Source organism: Paenibacillus sp. FSL R10-2796, from assembly GCF_037965315.1.
GTDB classification, from domain to species: Bacteria; Bacillota; Bacilli; order Paenibacillales; family Paenibacillaceae; genus Paenibacillus_AQ; species Paenibacillus_AQ odorifer.
Genome location: NZ_CP150178.1, coordinates 5283370 through 5300081, shown reverse-complemented (window position 1 = coordinate 5300081; position 16712 = coordinate 5283370). Strand labels below are relative to the sequence as shown.

Sequence of the window (16712 nt, the reverse complement as noted above, 5' to 3'; positions counted from 1 at the left end):
AAAAGAGAGGAGCGCTTGTGATGATTTCGAATAGATACGGGGATCATATTTTTAAATTTATAGTTTATTTCATTCTTATACTTGTGTTGTTAGTTACCTTTCTGCCTTTTTGGAATATTCTCGTTCTTTCATTAAATGCTGCTGAGGATACCGTACGTGGTGGCGTCTATTTATGGCCCAGAGTCCTCACCTTTGATAGCTACAGTCAAATCTTAAAAGATAGCGAGATTTTGAATGGCTTATGGGTTACTGTCAAACGTACCGTAATTGGAGCGCCGCTATCTGTCCTTGTCATTACGATGCTTGCTTATCCGCTAAGCCGCCGGAATTTGATGGGACGTAAAGGATGGAATCTATATTTTGTCTTCACGATGTATTTTGGAGGCGGACTGATTCCTTATTACATGGTGCTTAAAGCGCTGAATATGATTGACACGTTTTCCGTATTTATTTTGCCAGGGTTGATGAATGTCTTCTATATGATTATTGTCCGTACCTTTATGGAGGGGCTGCCTGGTGAGATCGAGGAGTCGGCGAAGGTAGACGGGGCGAATGACCTGACGATTTTCTTCCGGATTGTTCTACCTTTGACCACACCCGTGCTTGCGACTGTAGGACTTTTTCAGGCAATCTCACATTGGAATTCGTGGTTTGACTCCTATGCGTTTACCTATAGTTCTGACTTAAAGACCTTGCAAGCCGTACTCGTGAAAATATTAAGTCAATTCCAAACCGGAGGCATGGTATCGCAATCGCAAATGCTAGCTAACTCGGCTAAGCGGAATGCGGTTTCAAGTGATACTATCCGGATGGCAGCGACGATGGTGGCAACATTGCCTATCGTACTGGTATACCCATTCCTGCAAAAGTACTTTGTTAAGGGTATGACTTTGGGAGCGGTTAAGAGTTAATATGATTAAATAAATGGCGGCCCTGAAGGGGGGTGAGCGGACAGACTTGCTTGGTTGCTTGATAGACTTATGAAGTAACTTACTTAATGGGAGGAATTAGGGTGTCTATGATAAAGAAAAACAAATGGTTGAACGTGAGTATTACTGCCGCATTAGCCGTTGGTGTATTAGCGGGTTGTGCTTCAAATGATGGAAAAAACAATACAAACCAAACGGCCGGAGACGATAAAAAACAAGAGCCGATTACATTGACCTGGTTTGATTCAAATACCAAGGGTGAGCCTTTCACTGATGCTATTGCGCAGGAAATCACCAAAAAAACGGGCATTTCGATCTCAATCCAGCAGCCAACGGGTAATCCTACGGAAAAGCTGAGCTTGATGCTAGCCAGCGGTGACTATCCGGATGTAGTTGTAATGAGCCGGGGTGATGCTTCTCTCGATAAATACATTACAAGTGGCGCATTTATAGCGCTCGATGAGTTAATTGAGAAAAGTGGACCAGACATTAAAGAAATGTACGGCGACACATTGATCAAAACACGTTATAAAGATGGAAAAAACTATTACCTAGCTAACTGGTATGGCCTGGATAGTGATCCTGTCTTCGGTATGCTGATGAGAAAAAATCTGGTTGCTGACCTGGCTCCAGATAAGGCAGATGGCTCCACCCCACTCACAACGGATGAGTTTGAAGCACTTTTAAAGAATTTTAAAGAGAAAAACAAGACAATTGATGGAAAAGAAACTGTTCCAATGACGATGAACGGTGAAAATATGGGCGCCAACCTGGGTACATTTAAAGGGATGTGGGGTCTGAGAACCTACTACGATAATAATGGAACATTACAATATGATGTTAAGGATCCAAAGTATCGCGAGATGCTGCTTTATGTGAACAGTCTGTATAGAGAAGGTCTAATCGAAAAAGAATTTGCCATCAGCAAAACACAAACCTGGATTCAAAAGCTGGCTAACGGCGCAGTGTTCTCCACACCAGGCGCATACTGGGACCCAGGTAACGCAAATGGTACTCTGAAGAAGGATGGCGGAGATGATAATCAGTTCTTCCCGTACAAGGTTGTAGCACCAGGCACAGAGACCTCCCAAACAACATTCGGACCAAGAAGCTCACTTGGATGGGATGCTATTGCCATTACGAAAAATAACAAACACCCTGAAGAAACTATCAAGCTGTTCAACTACCTAGCGAGTGACGAAGGACAACATTTGCTGCTATGGGGTAAGGAAGGCGAGCAGTACACCATGGTGGATGGAAAGAGACAACCAGACCCTGCATTCCTGCAAAGCTTCAAGGATAACTGGGACGATGCTGTGAAGAAGAGTGGTGTTCGTAAATGGTTGTGGTTTGTTAAAAATGGTCTGGATGCCAATGAACAGCCATACGATATGGCCGTTAAATACCAACGTAGTGAAATTGACGAAATGGCCATTAAGAGCCTTGGAGATTCCGTATGGGATACAGCAGAATTTGATAACTTAGGTCCTGACGGCGGAACGCCTGAAGCGCTGACCGCGCAAAAAGTAAAAGATATTATGGACCAAAGCATTACGAGAGTAATCATCGCTCCTTCTGAAGCCGAAGCCAATTCTACATTCGACAAGATGCTTGCGGATATGAAAAAAGCTGGGGATGAAAAAGTAGAAGAAATCTTCAATCAGAAGTATAGCGAACGTATGGAATTGTGGAACTCAAAATAATATATTTATCTATGTAAAAGCTTCCTCTCTGCATTTCAGCAGAGGGAAGCTTTTTTTGTTGTATAAAAAAACTAAACCAGCCGATTAACATGTGCATTCCTGCGGAAATCAAGCGGGGCTTGATGATAGAATTTTTTGAATTGATGATAGAAATGACTGACATTCTCGAAGCCGGATTCCAAAGCGATATCGACCACACGCAGCTCGGTAGTGAGCAGTAGGTTGCGGGCTACATTGAGCTTTAGCTGGTTGATATATTCCGTAGGTGTCTGGTTCAAGTATTGCCGGAAGGCGCGGTTCACATGACCGGCGCTTCTCCCTGACAGCTCGTACAAGGCATGAAGTCCACGGTGCAAATTATCCTTTAAATGCATTTTGGTTATGGCATGCTCTAGCCAGAGCGGGAATTCTGGTTGAGCGACTGTCTCTGCGGAGAAAAAATGCTGGGTGAGTGTATCGACGAGCAGGCCTTTTAGAAAAATCCGGGACTTAACCTTGTCTAGGGTTGATAGGATGCGAATGCGTTCCATAGAACGGATGAAACTAGCCATTTCCAGCTGAGATAACATGGCGATTCGGGGGAGAGGCGTGTTGAGCAATCCGTGCAAAAACTCCTCTTCATTCAGATAAGTTAAAGCATCTTCAATGAGGCTTTTGCGGCAGGGAATGTTCAGGAAACGGCAATCGCTATCACCATCTGCTTCATATCTGTGGGTATCACTGGGCCGAATAAAGACAAGGCAGCCCGTCTGAAGCAGCTGCGCTGTCCCGTTAACAATATGCTGACATCTGCCTTCTGTGAGAATGAAAAATTCATAGAAATCATGCGTATGCTCTGGAGATACCTGACTTAAGGACTCCACCCAGAAAGGGTCTGCTAGTAGTTCAGGATTCATATGGCTTGCCTCGGTGTATTTGAGCATATTCGTCCTCCAGGGTATTAGTGATGTTAAAATAGCACATGATTCTCGAGAACACAACACAAGAAATATAAAGATATTATTGATAGACTTGATCTATAAGAAGGCAAAATAGCACATTTTGGAGGCGGAGAAAATGCATCTTGTAGATCTAAATGGAAAATGGAAAATGAGACGTCTGCATGAGCCGAGCTGGCTGGAGGCTAGTGTGCCAGGTTCTGTCTATCACGATTTATTGAATGCCGGAGAAATGCCGGATCCGTTCTATCGTGAGCAGGAATATGAGGTTCTGGAATTATCCAATGACGATTACGAATATCAGCGTTGCTTTCAAGTGGAAGCTGAAGTGTTACAGCATGAGCGCGTATTTCTGCTGTGTGAGGGGTTGGATACGTTATGCGAGCTTTTTGTGAATGGAACTAACATTCTGAACAGTGATAATATGCACCGGACGTATGAAGTGGACATTAAGTCAGTGTTGAAGCAAGGCGATAACACCATTCACGCGATTTTCCGTTCCCCAGTGGAATTTGCTCTGCGGAAGCAAGCGGAGCTGCCGCTTAGCAGTTGTGCTGATGCAGTGGAGGGAATATCCCATCTGCGCAAAGCACATTCCATGTTCGGCTGGGACTGGGGTCCGAAGCTGCCCGATCTTGGAATCTGGAGAAGTCTCTCCATTCAGGGGTATGACAGTGCCCGTGTTGACGATGTTTATATTACACAATTTCACGAGCCGGATAAGGTTACTCTGGATGTTCGGGTAAGAACAGAGAGCTGGCAGGAGGTTGAACGGGAAATCGTAGTCAGCGTTCACACTCCAGCAGGTGTGGCCGTTGAACGTCGTGTGTTCGAAACTGCCGGAGAAGATCATCATATTACACTGGAAATTATCGAGCCAGAGCTGTGGTGGCCGAATAATCTGGGTGCACAACCCCTGTATAACGTCGAGGTTGTGCTGTTACAGAAGGGACAGGAGCTGGATCGTCGAGAACTGCGGATTGGATTAAGAACGATTTCTGTGAAGCAGGAAGAAGACCAGTGGGGACAATCATTCGCTTTTGAAGTCAACGGCGTGCTTATCTTTTCTACAGGTGCTGATTATATTCTGGAAGATAATCTTCTGCCTCGCGTGACTAAGGAGCGCACGGATCGCCTGCTCCAAAGCTGCGTGGCTGCTAACTTTAATACCATCCGCGTATGGGGTGGCGGTTATTATCCTGACGATTATTTTTATGATCTATGCGATGAATATGGGCTTATCGTCTGGCAGGATCATCTGTATGCCTGCGGGATCTATGCACTGACAGAATCTTTTGAGGACAATATCACACATGAGACGATCGACAATATGAAGCGCCTGCGCCATCACGCATCGTTAGGCTTGTGGTGCGGTAACAACGAACAGGAGATGGCTTGGGTCGATTGGGATTGGGAGAATCATTATTCGCTCCAGCTAAAGGCCGACTATATCAAGCAATATGAAGTGCTTCTGCCAGCCATTGCTAAGGAAGTTGATCCCAATACCTTTTACTGGCGTGCCTCTCCTTCCTCTAAAGGAAGCTTTGATAAGCCGAATGACGAGAACTATGGAGACATGCATTACTGGGGAGTTTGGCATGGCAAGGAGCCTTTTACCGATTACCGGAAGCTCTATCCGCGTTATATGTCTGAGTTTGGCCTGCAATCCTTCCCAAGCTTAAAGACGATTGAATCCTTTACGCTGCCGGAGGATCGCAATATTTTCTCCTATGTCATGGAGTCCCACCAAAAGAACAATACCGGAAATGAGAAAATTCTCTATTATATCAGCGAGACCTACAAATATCCGAAGGATTTTGAATCTATTCTCTATGCGTCCCAGCTTATCCAAGCCGAAGGCATGCGCTGTGGCGTAGAGCATTGGCGTAGACATAGAGGGCGCTGCATGGGCGCATTGTATTGGCAGTTGAACGATTGTTGGCCGGTTGCTTCCTGGTCTAGCATCGATTATTATGGCCGGTGGAAAGCAATGCATTATACAGCAAGACGTTTTTTTGCTCCAGTTCTTGCTTCTGCACATGACGAAGGAACCGTAGTTTCCCTGCATGTCTCTAATGAGAGCAGAGAGAAGGTGAGCGGTGAATTAAGATGGAGACTGCTTACTCCGACATCAGAGGTTCTAATGGAAGGTGCGAAGTCGGTGAAAGTTGAGGCTTTAAGCAGTGCCGAGTTCGATCGGCTTGATTTTGGTCATGTCTTGGATACAAAAGAGAAGAAACGTGAAGCCTATCTGGAATATGTATTTGAGGTAGAGGGGGAGACGATAAGCGGGGGAACCGTCTTGTTCGTTAAGCCGAAACACTTCAGCTTTGTTGATCCTGAGCTTGAAGCCGTAGTCACAGAGGAAGCAGAACAATTCGTTATTACTGTGAAGTCAAAAGCATATGCCCGTTTCGTTGGACTTGATTTCAAGGAAAGAGATGCGATCTTCAGTGATAACTATTTCGACCTGTCAGCTGGCATTTCAAGAATCGTTACGGTTGCCAAAAAAGATCTCGACAAACCAGCTACGGCTGAGGAACTGCGTGCCCAGCTTACTGTACGTTCCGTCTTTGATATTTAAGCAAAAGGTTATTTTCCTACTATATCCTAGGCTACCAATCTCCAAATGACAGTTTGATGATATATATTCTAGTGGTTTAGATCCTGTGTATAGATAGATCAATATTTTACTATAATAGGTATAGATATTAAGATTGTATACCCTTCCATTTCACTCTAAAATAGACTTCGAAGAAGCATTAACTACAAACAATAAACGTTCTATTGAGCTACCTTAAGGAGAGTGCAAACATATTATGGGTATTTATTATGACGACAACCGCAAGGTGTTTCATTTACAGTCAGAGAAATCCAGCTATATTATTGAAATGATCAAAGGTGTTATTCCAGCGCATGTCTACTGGGGCCCACAATTGGCAGGGAGAGAATTTCAACACCCGTTGAATTTGGTGGAACGTTGCTCTTTTAGCCCAACTTATTTGCAGGAGGATAAAAATATCTCCCTCGACACCTTGCCAAGCGAATTCCCTTCCTATGGAAACGGGGATTTCCGCGAACCGGCACTGGAGGTTCACCTAGTAGATGGCACGACCGTAACGGATTTCCGTTATAAGAGCTACACCATTAATAAAGGAAAACCTGCACTCAAAGGTCTGCCTGCTACTTATGTTGAAAGTGATGAAGAAGCAGAGACCTTGGAAATTATACTGCAAGATGATAAAACAGGATTGATCGCTGCCTTGAGCTATACCGTATTTAACGATCAGGATGTTATAACACGTTCCGTGCGGATTGAGAATCTGGGTAAGGACAATCTGGTTTTGAAAAGAGTATTAAGCGCGAATGTTGACTTCCATGATTCTGACTATGACATGCTGCAATTATCCGGTACTTGGACTAGAGAACGCCATATTCACAAAAGACCCCTCGTTCCTGGCATCCAGCGGATTGACAGCAAACGCGGCTCCAGCAGCCATCAGCAGAATCCTTTTATGGCCTTGCTTGCAAAAGATGCGACAGAGGACCATGGCGAAGTTTATGGATTCAGCCTTGTGTATAGCGGGAGTTTCCTCGCCCAAGCAGAAGTGGATCAATACGGAATTTCCAGAGTAGGGATCGGTATTCAACCTTTCAACTTTCAGTGGTTGCTTGAACCGGGCGAATCCTTTCAGGCACCTGAAGCAGTATTAGTAAGATCCAGTGAAGGGCTTGGCGGTTTATCGAGAACCTATCACCGTCTGTATCGGACCCGGTTATGCAGAGGTGAATTCCGCGATAGCAAGCGTCCTATTCTGATCAACAACTGGGAAGCGACTTATTTTAATTTTAATGCGGATAAAATCAAAGAAATTGCTAAAGCAGGAAAAGAGCTAGGCCTAGAGCTGTTTGTGCTGGATGACGGCTGGTTCGGCAAACGTGATAACGACGACAGCTCCCTGGGAGATTGGGTAGAGGATCGTCGCAAGCTGCCTGAAGGTCTTGGAAAGCTAGGCGAAGATATCACGGCAATGGGCATGGAATTCGGATTATGGTTCGAGCCAGAAATGGTATCGCCTGAAAGTGATCTTTACCGTGAACATCCAGACTGGTGTCTCCATGTACCTGGGCATAAAAGTTCATTAGCCCGCCAGCAGCTAGTGCTGGATTTATCCCGTAAGGATGTATGTGATTATATCGTCGAGTCAGTTAGCTCGGTATTATCATCCGCTCCGATTACTTATGTGAAATGGGATATGAACCGGAATATGACGGAGATTGGATCAGCGCTTCTTCCAGCCGAACGTCAACGTGAAACGGCACACCGTTATATCCTTGGACTTTATGATGTGCTGGAACGTATCGTTTCCCGTTTCCCTCATATTTTGTTCGAAAGCTGCTCCGGCGGGGGCGGACGATTTGACCCGGGAATGCTGTATTATATGCCACAGACCTGGACTAGCGATGATACGGATGCAGTGGAAAGATTGAAGATCCAATACGGAACAAGTATGGTGTATCCTGCGAGTTCAATGGGTGCCCATGTGTCGGCTGTTCCTAACCATCAGGTACATCGTATTACACCTTTGGAGACACGTGGTCATGTCGCGATGTCGGGTAATTTCGGCTACGAGCTGGATTTGACCAAGCTTACTGAAGCTGAGCGCGAGGATATCCGCAAGCAGGTTTCGGAGTACAAGGAACTGAGAATGCTGATTCAGTACGGTGATTTCTATCGACTGCTTAGTCCTTTTGAAGGAAACGAGACGGCATGGATGTTTGTTTCCGCAGATAAAAAAGAAGCCTTCGCCACCTACTTCCAAGTTCTGGCCGGGCCTAATCCACCGTTGCGCAGATTGCGTCTGAAAGGACTCGACCCTGCGAAATCGTATAAGCTTGAGCTTAACGGCGGAGTATACAGAGGGGATGAGCTGATGCACTTCGGACTCACGCTTCCACAGCTTGAGGGCGATTTCAGAAGCCTACTTTTCGTGCTTAGAGAAGTTTAATCAAAAAAGGAGGGTGCCCCAAAAGCCATTGGCTGCTGAGCACCTTCCTTTTTTTTCTCCTTTTTTGAGTTCTTTTGTGACTAGCTGCGCGCCCGAAGCTGTTATTGGATGGGGTGTTTAGCAGAATGTTTACCTAGCCTTAGCCGGGGATAGCAGGCTCGAATAAGGGTGTTTAGCAAGATGCTTTGCTAGCCAGGTGCTGCCGTACGCGAATTAGTGCACCTTGTAAGTAGCTTGACGCCACTGGAATTGAGTGTTTATAACTCGAAGTCGGCGGGCTCAAATTGGTGCACCATGTAAGTTGCTTCCCCAGCCAACACGGTGCTATCGGACTCAAATGCCGCTAATCGCAGTCTTTTCACACATTTGGAGTTTTATCGGACCGCATAGTCGCTATTGACTCTAAAAGTACCTAATATGCACCTCTTTCGAAGGAATAGCTGCACTGGAGTCCGAAACTGTGCTCAAAAGGCGGAAAATTGGCAAATAGCGTCATTGGGATCCGAAAGCGGCGGTAGAGGGGGTGACTCGGTGCTTTCGTACGCGATTTTGGGTGTTTAGCAGGATGTTTACCTAGGCGGGGGCTGCCGTACGCGAATTAGGGTGTTTAGCAAGTTTCTTCCCTAGCCGTGGGCTAGCGTACGCGAATTGGTGCGCCTTGCAAGTTGCTTACTCAGCCAACACAGTGCTATCGGACTCAAATGCCGCTAACCGCAGTCTTTTCACACATTTGGAGTTTTATCGGACCGCATAGTCGCTATTGACTCTAAAAGTACCTAATATGCACCTCTTTCGAAGGAATAGCTGCACTGGAGTCCGAAACTGTGCCCAAAAGGCGGAAAATTGGCAAATAGCGTCATCTGAGTCCGAAAGCGGCGGTAGAGGGGTGACACGGTGCTTTCGTATGCGAATTAAGGTGTTTAGAAGGATGTTTACCTAGGCGGGGGCTGCTGGACGCGAATTAGTACGACATGCAAGTTGCTTACCCATCCAACACAGTGCTATCGGACTCAAATGCCGCTAACCGCAGTCTTTTCACACATTTAGAGTTTTATCGGACCGCATAGTCGCTATTGACTCTAAAAGTACCTAATATGCACCTCTTTCGAAGGAATAGTTGCACTGGAGTCCGAAACTGTGCTCAAAAGGCGGAAAATTGGCAAATAGCGTCATCTGAGTCCGAAAGCGGCTGTGGAGGGGGGGACTCGGTGCTTTCGTACGCGAATTAAGGTGTTTAGCAAGTTGCTTCCCTAGCCGTGGGCTAGCGTACGCGAATTGGTACGCCTTGCAAGTTACTTACTCAGCCAACACGGTGCTATAGGACTCAGATGCCGCTAACCGCAGTCTTTTCACACATTTGGAGTTTTATCGGACCGCATAGTCGCTATTGGCTCGAAAAGTACCTAATATGCACCTCTTTCGAAGGAATAGCTGCACTGGAGTCCGAAACAGTACTCAAAAGACGAAAAATTGGCAAATAGCGTCATCTGAGTCCGAAAGCGGCGGTAGAGGGGGGTGACTCGGTGCTTTCGTATGCGAATTAAGGTGTTTAGCAGGATGTTTACCTAGGCGGGGGCTGCCGTACGCGAATTGGTACGCCTTGCAAGTTACTTACTCAGCCAACACGGTGCTATAGGACTCAGATGCCGCTAACCGCATTCTTTTCACACATTTGGAGTTTTATCGGACCGCATAGTCGCTATTGGCTCGAAAAGCACCTAATATGCACCTCTTTCGGAGGAATAGCTGCACTGGAGTCCGAAACAGTACTCAAAAGACGAAAAATTGGCAAATAGCTTCATCTGGGTCCGAAAGCGGGGGAGGGTGCTTGTGAGTTGGCACCACCAGATCTGAATGGTTACTACTTGCATCCACCGGCCCCGAATTAGCACCCCACGCCTGCCACGCCTGCCACGCCTGCCACGCCTGCCACGTCTGCCACGCCTGCCACTCAGCTCTATCGAAGCCGAATAGATATGCCTAGCAACATCAATTTTCAAAAAACACATGTTTGGACAGGAACTCTAGGTCCTGCTCGCGGTAAGTGGAGGGGCTAACTCCAAAGTAGGAACGAAAGACTTTGCCGAAATAGCTGGCATTGTCAAACCCGGTGTCCACAGCGATCTGGTAGATCGTCTGATCTGTTGTTTTCAGCATAGATGCTGCCAGCTCGATCCGTCTCCTTCTTAAATACTCAAAGGGCGAGAGATTGATGTTTTTTTGAAATAGCCTGCAAAGATGATGTTTGGAAATTCCAACATGAGCGGCGACATCGTCTAAGCTAAGGTTATTATTGTGCAGATCATTTTTCATGAATTGTATAGCGGCATGGAGTTTGTCATTTTTTATATAGGTGGTTAACAAACTTGGTTTCTTGAGGTATTTCTCCATGGACAATATCCACTGAAAGGCTTTCCCCGTTAGAAAATGCAAATCTCTTTCTTCATCAACCTGGATGTCCTTGAACATACTCCACAATAAATCCATCGGAACCGATTCCTGAGGGAGTTCTATAATAGGACCGCCATGTGCGATCAGTTGGTTCCAGAGTGAAATAGCTAGAGGTCCTCGTACATTCAGCCAAATGAATTCCCAGGGCTCTGTACCTTCCTCCGGATAATAATATCTGTGTATACTGGGGACAGTCACTAGGAAAGCTTTGCCCTTCGTTAATGGGTGAACAACCCCGTCTATTTCAATTCTACCCTCTCCAGATAAGGTGTACTGAAAAATAACACAACTTCTCTCCGTCCGGTTCTGGCCGTTGAATGAATATGCCGGAGTTTCGGCTTGTTCCCAGCCAATAGAATCAAACAGAAGCATAGAAGCTTGTTCTTCCGAGCGAATGGTGTAGGAGGAGCGCAACATTAGCAGGTTTCCTTTCCATGGTTCGTTACTTCATTCAAAGTGTAAACTTTTTTGTTGATCTGTTCAATTTTTGTTTCATTTAATCTGCTGTCTTCGATATTGATAAGGCGTAATGCCATACTGATCTTTGAACAGCTTAATGAAATATTGTGGCTTTTTGTAGCCGACTAGATGTGAAATATCGAGCACATGTAAGTTGGAATCGATCAATAACTTGGAGGCCTTTTCCAAGCGTTTAGAAGAAATGTAGCTCGATAAATTTTCACCCGTCTCCTGCTTATAAAATTTGGACAGGTAAACAGGATGTAGGTGAACAATTTTCCCTAAGTCCTCCAGGCTCAAGCAATCACTAATATGATTGGAGATATAGGCTTGAATGGTATGAACAATGTTTTGATTGGAAAATTTAGCGCTTCTATCTAATTGGGTGAGACTCTGCAAGATGGATTGAAGAGCCGTATCTGGTTCTGATAATTGATTGAAAATCCAGTCTGCGACCTCACCTGATTGGATTTTATCGGTTGTGGAATACAGCAAATTAATGAATTCGAGCAGGTAGAGGAGCTTTTGTTTTTTGACAGTGAGCTTGGCAAAGTTTTTTAAAATGTTTTTTCTGGTTTGTTCCCATTCTCCAAGCTCTAATTTAGGGAGAGCACTAGAGGCACTCAGCATAGTAAAGTCACTGGCCCCAATATTTTCATTAAAAAAGAAATGATAAAAAATATGCCGAACAGCATGCTTTTGAGAAAATTCAAACGGCTCGGAAAAAGAAATGGAATCGACGCTGCTTGCCACAGTTTCGGTATTGGATTCTGGAATAATTCCAGTAATGGCTGATGGAGTGATCCAAATAAAGTCCCGTCCACCATTATGATCTTTTAACATCATTTCATCTTTCCCTCTAGGCCCTGAGACGTGAAAAAAGCAAAAGTGCTCATTCCGTAAAGCAGTATCGAGTGTGCTGTGATCATAACGTAGTGGGGAAGGTCCGCTAATAACAGAAAGCAAGTAACCTAGCCCATCTATCTTTTTCTCTGCCACTGGGGTTTTTGGGGGTTTCTCAGCGATACTCTTAATAACTTGACTCATGGCTTTTTCCATATCCTCTTTATCAACCGGCTTGAGTAAATAATCGAGTGCACCCAAACGAATGGCTTGTTGTGCATAATCAAATTGAGAATAACCGGAAAGGAAAATTACCTTGGTATTGAGCTTTTTCTCATGAACATGATGCAGTAAATCAATGCCGGATACCTCGGGCATACGAATATCTGTAATAAGGATATCTATATGATTCTGATTCAATAGCTCCTTGGCTTCAATCGAATTTGTTGTCGTCTCAATATGCTCAATTCCAAATTTGCTCCAATCCAGCAGGTGTTTTAAATATTCAACGATGTAATGTCCGTCATCAACTATCAATAATCGCATATTGTCCTCCTTCATCCAGCGAGAAATCTATGAATGCCAGCACGGATAAACCACCCCAGTCATTGATGAAGAACCGCAGTCCGCTTAATTCACCATACGCATTTTTGAGGCGATGATGAATGTTCCAAAGACCAATTCCTCTTGATCCTTCAGGTGGGGATTCATTCTCAAGTCTGGCCATTAGCTGGTGTATTTCCTCAGCAGTAAGCCCCTTACCGTCATCGGCAACAATAATTAATGCTCCAGTATCAAGTTCTTTTACATCTATAGTAACGCGATGAGCCCCTTGCTGTTCTTCAATCCCATGCTGAATTGCGTTCTCGACCATAGGCTGGATAATCAGTGGCATAATCAGATGCTCTCCCAGTTCAGGAGGCAGGTTGATTTCATAATTTATTTTTTTGGAAAGTGACATGATGGATAAAAAATGATCGGCAAGCTGCAATTCAGAAGCCAACGTAACATTATCTGAATTCATTTTTGTTAAATAACGATAGTACTCTGCTAAATGCTTGCTCATCTGCATTACGGCTTCCGGTGAAGTTTTTGCCACTGCCATAATAAAAAACAGATTATTGTAAAGAAAATGTGGATTGATCTGAGCCTGTAGCTGTTTCACTTCGGCGTTTCTGCGCAGCTCGGTTTCTATTTTTAATGAAGCGAATAAAGCCTGTATTTTGGCGACCATGTGGTTAAAGCTTTTAAATAGACTATAAAATTGATTGTCCGGGTTCTCACTAATTCTGGTGCTGTAATTCCCTTGTTCCACTTGGTAGAATTTCTTGTCGAGCAGATATACATTGCGATAATAGTTTCGATAGAACATAAAAATCACGATAAGACCAATGATCAAGATCATTAAGATGCTGACAAAAAACACCTGTTTATTCCGGTTAAGCGGATTCAAAAAATCACTCATTCGCGTATAGGTAACAAGATACGTATCAATCGGCTCAATATACTTTGATAAAACATAATAATCGTCATCGTTGATATGATAGTCAAACTTTAAAATTTCATGTGCATTGGGTGTTATCGTCTCCTTGGCTTTTTCCTCGATTCGAATATCCACCGCTTTATTGCTAATCATTAAACTCTTGTTCACAAGTAAAAAGGCATTGGAGCTCTCGCCGCCACTCACTGCTTTTTCTAAAAGACTTGTTAAATACTCCTTTTTCAGCTTAACGCCCACGATGTACTGAATATTGGCAGGATTTTTAGGTTCATGAATATAAGGATAGATTGAAAAATAATACAAATTGTTATTAACAATCTGCCAGCCTCGCTGCGTGACTTTCTGAAAGGGCTGTTTGGCAAGCGAATCATGACCCGTAAAAATAAAAGTGCCGTCCGATTTCCAGTAGATACCGATAGATTCAATCGCCTGACTGGAGAGAAGTGGTGCTGATATGCGGTCATAGATATCGTTTTTTTTCATCTGGGCATCGTAATTGTTCATCTCTTGTATTTTGCTTTGATAGAAACGTACGGAGGTGTCGGCTGTATATTGGATGCCATACAAACTTGCCTCAGAGATGATGCCATCCAGAATGCTTTCCGTATAGGCTAGCTGATTTTTGGAGGAGTTAACCAAGCTCTCTTGAATGGTTTTGGAACCTAGGGAGTTCATTACGAAAAACAAACTTAAGGTAAGTAAAAGGAAAAAAACGAAAAAATATATGAATCGTTTCATATTTACTTTTTTAATCATAAGCATTACTCCTGTCGCTAGGACTCGTGTGAATTCATCATAAGCCATATATTCCAAAAGAAAAAGAGAAGAGCTCTCGCAAAATGAAAGCGTTTATAAAGATGTTTAGCGAGTGGTTATGATATTTAATTTGAGACATTTTCGAATGAAAGCGCTTTTGTTAACATTAAACCAGAAAGAAATTAGCAGCCAAGAATGTAAAAGGGGGTAAGCACAATAGCACAGATAATGAATACCCAGCTCAAATGGAGTGAGAAAGCCAACGTTAAAAAAAGCAGAAAGAATCCTTGGAAAAAGGAAATCAAAAAAAATTGGCCATTGTATGTTTTATGTATCCCAGCTTTGGTATTCGTTCTAATTTTTGCCTACGGTCCTATGGTCGGATTAGTGATGGCCTTTCAGGATTACAAGCCCTGGCTTGGAATTACAGGTTCAACTTGGATTGGTTGGGATAACTTCGCAAGAATCTTCCAATATAAAGAGGCAACACAATCCATTATCAACACCCTCATTATTGCTGTAATCAAAATTATAGTCGGAATTATTGTTCCTATCTTTATGGCGATTCTGCTAAGCGAGATTAGAAACATGGGGATTAAAAAGAGTATTCAAACCTTGGTCTATTTACCGCATTTCCTCTCTTGGGTAACCGTTGCCGGAATCATGATTGATATCTTAGGTCTGGATGGGGGCATAAATCATTTTCTTACGAATTTCCTCGGACTGAAACCGATTTTCTTTCTGGGCGATCCTACGCTGTTCAGACCGACGATCATCATCAGTGATTTATGGAAAAACTTCGGATTTGGCATGATTGTCTACTTAGCGGTGATTACAGGGATCGATCCTTCTTATTATGAGGCAGCTGAGATCGACGGCGCGTCACGCCGCCAACAAATAAGACATGTTACCTTACCGAGTATGATGCCGATGATCATCGTAATTGCAACGTTAAGCCTTGGAAATATCCTGGATGCAGGATTTGATCAAATCTTTAACTTATACAATCCACTCGTATATAGTACGGGGGATATCATCGATACTTATGTTTACCGGTCATCCTTATTGAATGGCCAATACGGTTTTGGTACTGCTGTTGGATTATTTAAATCCGGCATCAGCTTCATATTAATCGTAATTTCCTATCGAATTGCTTACAAGGTAGCTAACTATAAAATATTTTAAGCCGAAGTTGTTAAGCTTACAAAACTGTTAGGAGGAATGGGAGTGTATTATAAATCCAAGGGATATAGGATATTTTCGATTTTCAATCATATCCTCCTGATTCTAGTAGCCTTATCGTGTTTATTGCCTATGCTTCATTTGCTAGCACAATCATTTAGTAGTAAGACAGCGGTAAATGGGAATTTGGTATCCTTTTGGCCGGTGGACTTTAATATCGAAGCCTATGTGAAAACTTTTAAAAACACGAATTTTACAGGCTCCATGAGAATCTCAGTGGTCCGGACGGTACTGGGGACGTTAATCAGCATGTTCATTATTACAACGGCGGGGTATGCCTTGTCCAAAGATTTCCGTGGGCGTAATGCTTTAATGTGGATTTTTATATTCACGATGTTGTTTTCCGGTGGATTGATTCCTTCTTATATATTGGTTACGAAACTTGGGCTCAAGGACACGATCTGGTCGCTCGTGCTTCCCGGTGCCTTCGGAGCTTATAATTTGATTCTGATTATGAATTTCTTTAAAACAATCCCTAAGGCGCTTGAAGAGGCGGCATTTATCGATGGGGCTTCGTTCTTCGTCATTTTCCGGAAAATCTATCTTCCGCTTTCCCTTCCCGGTCTGGCAACCGTTGGATTGTTTATCATGGTGGGGAGCTGGAACGCATGGTTTGATGGGATTTTGTATATGTCGAATACAACGGACTATCCGTTAGCTTCATTCTTACAGACTGTAGTGGTGCAAGGTTCAGCGCAGAGTATGGCACTTAGTCAATCAGAAGCAGCCGCGTTGTCAGAACAGAGTATCAAAGCTGCGCAAATTTTTATTAGCACACTGCCCATTATCCTTGTGTACCCTTTTCTACAGAAGTATTTTGTCAAAGGCATCGTTCTGGGTGCTGTAAAAGAATAACGTGACCAACACATAAAACTTTAATT

Annotated in this window: 10 protein-coding genes; 6 read left to right on the top strand and 4 right to left on the bottom strand. The window is 43.8% G+C overall.

The genetic code is table 11. The annotated features are described in order from the left end of the window. The first annotated feature begins 20 nt into the window (after positions 1–20). Positions 21–911 carry a carbohydrate ABC transporter permease gene (locus tag NST58_RS23945; RefSeq protein ID WP_036683186.1) on the top strand — a complete coding sequence of 297 codons (891 nt, stop codon included), beginning with the start codon at positions 21–23 and terminating at the stop codon, positions 909–911. A 107-nt stretch (positions 912–1018) separates the two neighbouring features. Beyond that, positions 1019–2632, top strand: coding sequence for an extracellular solute-binding protein (locus NST58_RS23940; protein WP_339248795.1), 1614 nt, complete (start codon positions 1019–1021; stop codon positions 2630–2632). 71 nt (positions 2633–2703) lie between these two features. Here NST58_RS23940 and NST58_RS23935 read toward each other — a convergent pair whose 3' ends face one another. Continuing rightward, positions 2704–3555, bottom strand: a complete 852-nt coding sequence (locus NST58_RS23935) for a helix-turn-helix domain-containing protein (protein ID WP_076128941.1) — start codon at positions 3553–3555, stop codon at positions 2704–2706. Between the two features lie 133 nt (positions 3556–3688). On the opposite strand from NST58_RS23935, the gene NST58_RS23930 reads away from it, so the two are divergent. Next, entirely contained in the window at positions 3689–6154 is a 2466-nt protein-coding gene (locus tag NST58_RS23930) for a glycoside hydrolase family 2 protein (protein ID WP_339244417.1), read from the top strand. Between the two features lie 235 nt (positions 6155–6389). Further along, positions 6390–8579 (top strand): alpha-galactosidase, encoded by a 2190-nt coding sequence (locus NST58_RS23925; protein ID WP_076279238.1) that lies wholly within the window; start codon positions 6390–6392, stop codon positions 8577–8579. Between the two features lie 1989 nt (positions 8580–10568). Here NST58_RS23925 and NST58_RS23920 read toward each other — a convergent pair. From NST58_RS23920 to NST58_RS23910, 3 genes are all read right to left on the bottom strand, one after another. Further along, the gene (locus NST58_RS23920; protein WP_076130289.1) at positions 10569–11447 is read right to left on the bottom strand and encodes an AraC family transcriptional regulator; all 879 of its coding nucleotides are present in this window, start codon (positions 11445–11447) and stop codon (positions 10569–10571) included. A 75-nt stretch (positions 11448–11522) separates the two neighbouring features. Further along, positions 11523–12878: a response regulator gene (locus NST58_RS23915; protein ID WP_076186950.1), complete on the bottom strand. Its 1356-nt coding sequence runs from the start codon at positions 12876–12878 to the stop codon at positions 11523–11525. Continuing rightward, on the bottom strand, positions 12859–14589 hold the full coding sequence (locus NST58_RS23910; RefSeq protein WP_076130287.1) for a histidine kinase: 1731 nt from the start codon (positions 14587–14589) through the stop codon (positions 12859–12861). Before NST58_RS23910 ends, NST58_RS23915 begins: the two co-directional genes overlap by 20 nt. A 228-nt stretch (positions 14590–14817) precedes the next feature. Between NST58_RS23910 and NST58_RS23905 the strand changes: the two genes are divergently transcribed. Both NST58_RS23905 and NST58_RS23900 read left to right on the top strand, forming a co-directional pair. Continuing rightward, entirely contained in the window at positions 14818–15774 is a 957-nt protein-coding gene (locus tag NST58_RS23905) for an ABC transporter permease subunit (RefSeq protein WP_081382600.1), read from the top strand. Positions 15775–15810: 36 nt separating this feature from the next. Continuing rightward, positions 15811–16686 (top strand): carbohydrate ABC transporter permease, encoded by an 876-nt coding sequence (locus NST58_RS23900; protein WP_036683169.1) that lies wholly within the window; start codon positions 15811–15813, stop codon positions 16684–16686. Positions 16687–16712 lie beyond the last annotated feature (26 nt).

Excerpts from the sequence above, each read along its gene's own strand:
- NST58_RS23945 (WP_036683186.1), top strand. The coding sequence starts at position 21 with ATGATTTCGAATAGATACGGGGATCATATTTTTAAATTTATAGTTTAT.
- NST58_RS23940 (WP_339248795.1), top strand. The coding sequence starts at position 1,019 with ATGATAAAGAAAAACAAATGGTTGAACGTGAGTATTACTGCCGCATTA.
- NST58_RS23935 (WP_076128941.1), bottom strand. The coding sequence starts at position 3,555 with ATGCTCAAATACACCGAGGCAAGCCATATGAATCCTGAACTACTAGCA.
- NST58_RS23930 (WP_339244417.1), top strand. The coding sequence starts at position 3,689 with ATGCATCTTGTAGATCTAAATGGAAAATGGAAAATGAGACGTCTGCAT.
- NST58_RS23925 (WP_076279238.1), top strand. The coding sequence starts at position 6,390 with ATGGGTATTTATTATGACGACAACCGCAAGGTGTTTCATTTACAGTCA.
- NST58_RS23920 (WP_076130289.1), bottom strand. The coding sequence starts at position 11,447 with ATGTTGCGCTCCTCCTACACCATTCGCTCGGAAGAACAAGCTTCTATG.
- NST58_RS23915 (WP_076186950.1), bottom strand. The coding sequence starts at position 12,878 with ATGCGATTATTGATAGTTGATGACGGACATTACATCGTTGAATATTTA.
- NST58_RS23910 (WP_076130287.1), bottom strand. The coding sequence starts at position 14,589 with ATGATTAAAAAAGTAAATATGAAACGATTCATATATTTTTTCGTTTTT.
- NST58_RS23905 (WP_081382600.1), top strand. The coding sequence starts at position 14,818 with ATGAATACCCAGCTCAAATGGAGTGAGAAAGCCAACGTTAAAAAAAGC.
- NST58_RS23900 (WP_036683169.1), top strand. The coding sequence starts at position 15,811 with ATGGGAGTGTATTATAAATCCAAGGGATATAGGATATTTTCGATTTTC.